This is a genomic window from Roseateles aquatilis (assembly GCF_002205645.1).
Lineage (GTDB): Bacteria > Pseudomonadota > Gammaproteobacteria > Burkholderiales > Burkholderiaceae_C > Roseateles > Roseateles aquatilis.
Genome location: NZ_NIOF01000007.1, coordinates 350,010 through 356,573, shown reverse-complemented (window position 1 = coordinate 356,573; position 6,564 = coordinate 350,010). Strand labels below are relative to the sequence as shown.

Sequence of the window (6,564 nt, the reverse complement as noted above, 5' to 3'; positions counted from 1 at the left end):
TCGAGAGGCACCGAGGGATGACGGGCTACATGCTGCGGCCAACCCCGAACCCTGACAGGTCCGGGCGTGACGGCACTGCCGAACACGCACTTCAAAGATACAAGGGAGTTCCGATGATCGTTACCGCACGGCATGGCGGCCCTCGGGGCGCCGCCGCCACCTCGCCCCGCCTTCAGGATCCGCCGCGGCGAGCCGAGCGCGACGTCCCGCTGGCGGCCTACACACCGGCCCCGGCCGAGACAAAGAGCCTGTGGCGCCGCTTGCTGGATTCGAGCGCCTGGCGGCAGGCGTTGCTGCTGGTGTTGCTGGCCGGCTTGTGGGAAGTCGCCGCCCGTCTGGCCGACAACGAGCTGCTGCTGCCGACGTTCACCGCCGCGTCGCGCGCGCTGTGGGAAGGCCTCGTGAACGGCGAGTTGCTGCTGCGCGCAGCGCTGTCGCTGAAGTTGCTGCTGCAGGGGTATGCGCTCGGCGTCGTGCTGGCGCTGGGCCTGACCGCGCTGGCCACGTCGTCACGCTGGGGCCGCGACCTGCTGTCGAGCCTGACGGCGATGTTCAATCCGCTGCCCGCGATCGCGTTGCTGCCGCTCGCGCTGCTGTGGTTCGGGCTGGGCGCGACGAGCCTGATCTTCGTGCTCGTGCATGCGGTGTTGTGGCCGTTGGCGCTGGCGGCTTCCGCGGGCTTCGCCTCGGTGCCGGAGACGCTGCGCATGGCGGGCCGCAACTACGGCCTCACGGGACCGCGTTATGTGTGGCAGATCCTGCTGCCGGCGGCCTTGCCGGCCATCCTCTCCGGCCTGCGCGTGGGATGGGCCTTCGCGTGGCGCACCTTGATCGCGGCCGAGCTGTTCTTCGGTGCCTCGTCGGGCCAGGGCGGGCTGGGCTGGTACATCTTCCAGAACCGCAACGAGCTGATGACCGATCGGGTCTTCGCCGGCCTGGCGTTGGTGATCCTGATCGGGTGGCTGGTCGAGCGGCTGGTGTTCAGCACGGTGGAGCGGGTGACGGTCAGGCGATGGGGGATGCAGCGGTGACCTCGGGGGCCGTCCGCTGACTCATCGCTGGCGGCAGCTCGGCGTGAGCGACGCCGAGCCGTTTCGCCAGTGCCTGCAGCCGCCTGTCGAAGGCCCATAGTCGTGCGCCCGGGGTCTTGAGCGTCGACATCAGCAGCGAGAGGTCGACCAGCCCACACCCCTTGCCGAAGATCTGCTCCTCCTCGATCAGGCTGATGACTTCATCAATGCTGACGGGCGCGCTGTATTCCAACTCATCCAGCGCGCGGAGCGCCTTTGCACGTGGCGCAGGCAACGTGCCACAGCGCAACTCGCCAAGGATCATGGGATGGGCGAGGACCACTTTCGTCTCGAGCAGATCGAGGAGGGTGGGGTTGTGCCGACGGAAGTGGTCGATCCAGACCGAGGTGTCCACGACGACTTTCATGCTTGAAGGTCCTCCAGATCCTCCGGGTCCGCCGGCTCCTGGCGACGACGCGGAATGTCCGGGAGGTCGGGCGCGATGCCTCCCATTTCGGCCAGCCGGAGCTGCGCTTGTCGAGCGATGAATGCGCGGAGCGCGGTGTTGATGAGGTTCTTCTCGTCCATTGGCTCGTCGGCCACCGCCAAGGCGCGTTGGAAGAGGGCTGGGTCGATCATGACTGTCCTTTGCGGCAATCGCTCCGAAGCGTCGCCACCGAAACCAGATCGGTGACTCGACACACGCATCGGATCGCGAAGCCGCAAGATTGATCCGCTTCCCCTGCGCCGTCACCGGCACGTTTCAGTTCATCTTCCAGTCATCCCCACCGAGTTCCGTAGTCCGCCTCGCAGATACGCGTGGACGCGCTCGCGTCGGGCGCCAGCGCAGGGCCTGGCGGAACACTGGCGAAGGACAGGTGGGCGATGCGGCCGGCATGCCGGCGAAAGGTCGACCCCAGATGTAGGAACGCCCCGGCCGAAGCCGGGGCGTGCTCGCATCGGATGACAAGGTGATCATTGCTGGGTCGTCTTCAGCCCTCCATAGGATATGGGTGTCAGCTTAGGCGTCGAGCCCCGTCGACGGAACGAAGGGATGGGCATATGCATGCGCGGGAATCGCGCGTCCCCATCGCCGCCGAAGGGGCGATGCCCGTCCCCCGTGGCCGCATGGACGATCCGCGGATAAGCTGCCGCGAAGACCGCGCTTGGAGCCATCCGCTCCCGGCGATACGCTGCGCGGTTTGCTCGCGTCCGGCCTACCCCGCCGGCCGCGACGCCCCGACCCCCGTCCCACCAGGATCAAAGGAGCGCGCATGAGTGCCACGGAGACGACTTCCACCGCCCACCCCGCCGTCGACGCGGCCACCAACCCGGCCGCCCGGCGGCTCGACCGGCCGGCGGTGCTGGACCTGATCGGCAACACGCCGCTGGTGCCCGTCAACCGGCTCGACACCGGCCCCTGCCAGCTGTTCCTCAAGCTGGAGTCGCAGAACCCTGGAGGCTCGATCAAGGACCGCATCGGCCTGTCCATGATCGAGGCCGCCGAGCGCGACGGCCTGCTCCCGCCCGGCGGCACCGTCGTCGAGGCGACCGCGGGCAACACCGGGCTCGGTCTGGCGCTGGTCGCGCGGGCCAAGGGCTATCGCGTCGCGCTGGTCGTGCCGGACAAGATGTCCGCGGAGAAAGTGCTGCAGCTCAAGGCGCTCGGCGCCGAGGTCCACATCACGCGCTCCGACGTCGGCAAGGGCCATCCCGACTACTACCAGGACCGCGCCGCGCGGCTGGTCGCCGACATTCCCGGCGCCTGGTACGCCGACCAGTTCAACAACCCCAACAACCCGCTCGCGCACGAGACCACCACCGGCCCGGAGATCTGGCAGCAGGTCGGCCACCGCATCGATGCGCTGGTGTGCGGCGTCGGCTCCGGCGGCACGCTGACCGGCCTGTCGCGTTTTTTCGCGAAGGTGCGTCCGGGCCTGGAGGTCGTGCTGGCCGATCCGGCCGGCTCCATCCTCAAGGACTATGTCGAGACCGGCAGCTACGGCGAGGCCGGCTCCTGGGCCGTCGAGGGCATCGGCGAGGACTTCGTGCCGCCGATCGCGGACCTCGGCGGCGTGAGGCAGGCCTATGCGATCACCGACCAGGAGAGCTTCGCCACCGCCCGCGACCTGTACAAGGCCGAGGGCATCCTGGCCGGCTCCTCGACCGGCACGCTGCTGGCCGCGGCGCTGAAGTACTGCCGCGCGCAGACCACGCCCAAACGCGTCGTCACCTTCGTTTGCGACACCGGCACCCGGTATCTCTCGAAGGTCTACAACGACCCGTGGATGTTCGACCAGGGCCTGCTCCAGCGCGCCACCAAGGGCGACCTGCGCGACCTGATCGCGCGCCGCGCCGAGGACGGCGCCGTCGTCAGCGTCAGCCCGGAGGACACGCTGGCCACCGCCTTCTCGCGCATGCGGCAGGCGGAGGTCTCGCAGCTGCCGGTGCTGCGGGGCGGCCGGCTGGTCGGGCTGCTGGACGAGTCCGACCTGCTGGCGCAGATGCACATGGATGCGCGCCACTTCAAGGACAGCGTCGACAGCGCGATGAGCCATGATGTGCAGACCTTGCCGCCGAACGCGCCGCTGTCCGACCTGATCGCGCAACTGCGCAAGGGCCTGGTCGCCGTGATCGCCGACGACCGCGGCTTCTACGGCCTGGTGACCCGATTCGACCTGTTGAACCACCTGCGAAAGGGCTTGTCATGAGCCAGTCCCCCAAGAACGACACCTCCCACGGCCAGGATCTCGGCCACGACGACGCGTCGCTGCGCTTCGACACGCGAGCGATCCACGGCGGCCAACATCCCGATCCGCTGACCGGCGCCGTGATGCCGCCGATCTACGCGACGTCCACCTACCGCCAGCAGAGCCCCGGCGTGCACCAGGGCTACGAGTACGGCCGCACCCACAACCCGACCCGCCAGGCCTATGAGCGGGCGGTCGCGAGCCTGGAGGGCGGCGTGCAGGGCTACGCCTTCTCGTCCGGGCTGGCGGCGATGGCGACGGTGCTGGACACGCTGGACGCCGGCGCGCACATCGTCGCCGGGGACGATCTCTACGGCGGCAGCTACCGGTTGTTCGAGCGCGTGCGCAAGCGCAGCGCCGGACTGCAGGTCACCTACGTCGACAGCAGCGATCCGGAGCAGGTGCGCGCGGCGCTGCGTCCCGAGACGAAGATGATCTGGATCGAGACGCCCAGCAATCCGTTGCTGAAGCTGACCGATCTGGCCGCCGTCGCGCAGATCGCGCGGGCGCATGGCGCGCTCGCCGTCGCGGACAACACCTTCGCCAGCCCGTGGGCGCAGCGGCCGCTGGAACTGGGTTTCGACGCGGTGATGCATTCGGCGACCAAGTACCTGAACGGCCACAGCGACGTGATCTCCGGCGTGGTCGTCGTCGGCGGCGAGCAGCGCCAGGCCGCGCTGCGCGAGCAACTGGAGTTCCTGCACAACGCGGTCGGCTCGATCGCCGGTCCGTTCGACAGCTTCCTCGCGCTGCGCGGGCTCAAGACGCTGGCGCTGCGCATGGCGCGCCACAACGAGAGCGCGCTGGATCTCGCGCGCTGGCTGGAGGGGCAGCCCAAGGTGCGCCGCGTCCATTACCCGGGCCTGGAAAGCCATCCGCAACAGGCGCTCGCCCGGCGCCAGATGCGCGGCGGCGGCGGGATGATCAGTGTCCAGCTGGACACCGACCTGGCCGGCGCCCGGCGCTTCCTGGAGCGGGTGCGCATCTTCTCGCTGGCCGAAAGCCTGGGCGGCGTCGAGAGCCTGATCTCCCTGCCGGCCCTGATGACGCACGCGTCCATTCCGGTGGCCACGCGCGAGCGGCTGGGCATCACCGATTCGCTGGTGCGGATCTCCGCGGGCATCGAGGACGTCGAGGACCTGCGCAACGACTTGCAGGCGGGCCTGGACGCGATCTGATCGCGACCGGGTTTTTCCTGCTGATTTCCCGCTGATGCGCGCGCCGGGGCCGGGAGGCTGCCGGCGCGTGCCGATTCCGAGGCATTCCCGGCGCCGGTCGGACGGACGTCTGGGCGCCCGGGCGAGCCGGCACCGATCAGCGCGCCGGACGCCAGCCCAGCACCCGCGCCGGCAGGAACAGGATCGCCTTGAGCAGCGCGAACACCGCCTCGACGCTCAGCCCGATCAGCCGGAACGGCAAGGTCAGCAGCCAGACCAGCGGCCACATCAGCAGCGCCATCAGCGCCAGCGGCCAGCACAGCACGAACAGGATCAACCAGAACATCAGGCCGATGAAGCCCATGACGCACTCCTTCGCGGAAATCCAGGGATGAGCGCACTGTAGACAGCGGCAGGATGTCACGCATCGATCTCGCGATGAACCGAACCGATGAGCTCACAGACTGCACGCGGGTCCGACCACCAGACACCCGCGGAGCCATTTCAGGGGGAGGCCGACGCAATCACGCCATCCCTTCAATGTGCACGGAAAAACCTTAAACTAGCTCGTCTTAACTTCCGTTTAAGCGAAGTTGGTTATCATCCAGGTTCGTTATTTACAGAGGCCCTGCCATGTCCGTCCTCAACTATCGTCATCTGCACTACTTCTGGGTCGTCGCCAAGGAGGGCGGCTTCGCCCGCGCGGCCGATCGCCTCGGCATGGCGGTGCAGACGATCAGCGCGCAGGTCCGCGAGCTGGAGCGCTCCCTGGGGCATCAATTGCTCAAGCCCGAGGGCCGCGGCCTGGTGCTGACGGAGGCCGGGCAGGCCGCCTTCGCGCGGGCCGAAGAGATCTTCCAGATCGGCCAGATGGTGCCCAACGAGGTGCACGAGGCCGCCACGCAACGCGTGCAGCGGTTGTCGGTGGGACTGTCGGACGGGCTCTCCAAACTGGCCGCCCACGCCCTGCTGGCACCGGTGCTGGACACCCCGCAGCTGCGGTTGATCTGCCATGAAGGAGAGGTCGACCAACTGCTCGGCGAGCTCGCCCTCCATCATCTGGATTTAGTGCTCACTGACCAACCAGCCCCCGTCAATCCGACACTTCGCATCACCAGCCAGTTGCTGGCGAGCACGCCGGTGGACTGGTATGGCACGGCCGATCTGGTCGAGCGCGCCCGTCGCGCGCCCAACAAGGGCTTCCCCTACAACCTCGAGTCGCTGCCGGTGCTGCTGCCCACCCGCCACGCGTCGCTGCGCTCGGGGATCGAGCGCTGGTTCGAACAGCACCACATCCGTCCGCAGATCGTCGGCGAGTTCGAGGACAGCGCCCTGATGAGCGTCTTCGCCGCCCGCGGCCTGGGTGTGTTCCCGGTCAGCCGCCTGGGCGGCGACGACCTGTCGATGACCGGTCTGCACTTGCTCGGCCAGACCGAGGTGATGGAGGACGTCCATGCGATCTATTCGCGTCGCGGCCAGAACCATCCGCTGGTCGCCAAGCTGCTCGGGCAGCGTCGCGCACCCCACGACATCGAAGTGCGGACTGAATCGGAAATTACTTCAAATAATTAAGTAAATAGCAGGTTTTTAGGATTGGCTGGCGGCGCTAAGGTCCGCCCTTCATGCGCGCGTCAAGCGCGCTCCTGT

At 68.1% G+C, this 6,564-nt stretch carries 7 protein-coding genes; 4 read left to right on the top strand and 3 right to left on the bottom strand.

The features are described 5' to 3' along the window. Positions 1 to 113: 113 nt before the first annotated feature. A complete protein-coding gene (locus CDN99_RS17435) occupies positions 114 to 1,031 on the top strand; it encodes an ABC transporter permease (protein ID WP_088386140.1) in 918 nt (305 codons plus the stop codon). On the opposite strand, the gene CDN99_RS17430 is transcribed toward CDN99_RS17435, so the two are convergent. Then, the gene (locus CDN99_RS17430) at positions 1,006 to 1,437 is read right to left on the bottom strand and encodes a type II toxin-antitoxin system VapC family toxin (protein WP_238139567.1); all 432 of its coding nucleotides are present in this window, start codon (positions 1,435 to 1,437) and stop codon (positions 1,006 to 1,008) included. The two genes, CDN99_RS17435 and CDN99_RS17430, sit on opposite strands and share 26 nt — an antisense overlap. Beyond that, on the bottom strand, positions 1,434 to 1,649 hold the full coding sequence (locus tag CDN99_RS17425; RefSeq protein WP_238139566.1) for a type II toxin-antitoxin system VapB family antitoxin: 216 nt from the start codon (positions 1,647 to 1,649) through the stop codon (positions 1,434 to 1,436). Before CDN99_RS17425 ends, CDN99_RS17430 begins: the two co-directional genes overlap by 4 nt. Positions 1,650 to 2,284: 635 nt before the next feature. Here CDN99_RS17425 and CDN99_RS17420 point away from each other — a divergent pair. Both CDN99_RS17420 and CDN99_RS17415 read left to right on the top strand, forming a co-directional pair. After that, entirely contained in the window at positions 2,285 to 3,721 is a 1,437-nt protein-coding gene (locus CDN99_RS17420; RefSeq protein ID WP_088386138.1) for a pyridoxal-phosphate dependent enzyme, read from the top strand. Next, on the top strand, positions 3,718 to 4,938 hold the full coding sequence (locus tag CDN99_RS17415; protein ID WP_088386137.1) for a trans-sulfuration enzyme family protein: 1,221 nt from the start codon (positions 3,718 to 3,720) through the stop codon (positions 4,936 to 4,938). The genes CDN99_RS17420 and CDN99_RS17415 overlap by 4 nt, the downstream gene beginning before the upstream one ends. Before the next feature lie 136 nt (positions 4,939 to 5,074). Here the strand turns inward: CDN99_RS17415 and CDN99_RS17410 are convergent, their stop codons facing one another. After that, the gene (locus CDN99_RS17410) at positions 5,075 to 5,281 is read right to left on the bottom strand and encodes a hypothetical protein (protein ID WP_088386136.1); all 207 of its coding nucleotides are present in this window, start codon (positions 5,279 to 5,281) and stop codon (positions 5,075 to 5,077) included. Between the two features lie 269 nt (positions 5,282 to 5,550). On the opposite strand from CDN99_RS17410, the gene CDN99_RS17405 reads away from it, so the two are divergent. Then, on the top strand, positions 5,551 to 6,489 hold the full coding sequence (locus CDN99_RS17405) for a LysR family transcriptional regulator (protein ID WP_088386135.1): 939 nt from the start codon (positions 5,551 to 5,553) through the stop codon (positions 6,487 to 6,489). The last annotated feature ends 75 nt before the right edge of the window (positions 6,490 to 6,564 follow it).

Excerpts from the sequence above, each read along its gene's own strand:
- CDN99_RS17435 (WP_088386140.1), top strand. The coding sequence starts at position 114 with ATGATCGTTACCGCACGGCATGGCGGCCCTCGGGGCGCCGCCGCCACC.
- CDN99_RS17430 (WP_238139567.1), bottom strand. The coding sequence starts at position 1,437 with ATGAAAGTCGTCGTGGACACCTCGGTCTGGATCGACCACTTCCGTCGG.
- CDN99_RS17425 (WP_238139566.1), bottom strand. The coding sequence starts at position 1,649 with ATGATCGACCCAGCCCTCTTCCAACGCGCCTTGGCGGTGGCCGACGAG.
- CDN99_RS17420 (WP_088386138.1), top strand. The coding sequence starts at position 2,285 with ATGAGTGCCACGGAGACGACTTCCACCGCCCACCCCGCCGTCGACGCG.
- CDN99_RS17415 (WP_088386137.1), top strand. The coding sequence starts at position 3,718 with ATGAGCCAGTCCCCCAAGAACGACACCTCCCACGGCCAGGATCTCGGC.
- CDN99_RS17410 (WP_088386136.1), bottom strand. The coding sequence starts at position 5,281 with ATGGGCTTCATCGGCCTGATGTTCTGGTTGATCCTGTTCGTGCTGTGC.
- CDN99_RS17405 (WP_088386135.1), top strand. The coding sequence starts at position 5,551 with ATGTCCGTCCTCAACTATCGTCATCTGCACTACTTCTGGGTCGTCGCC.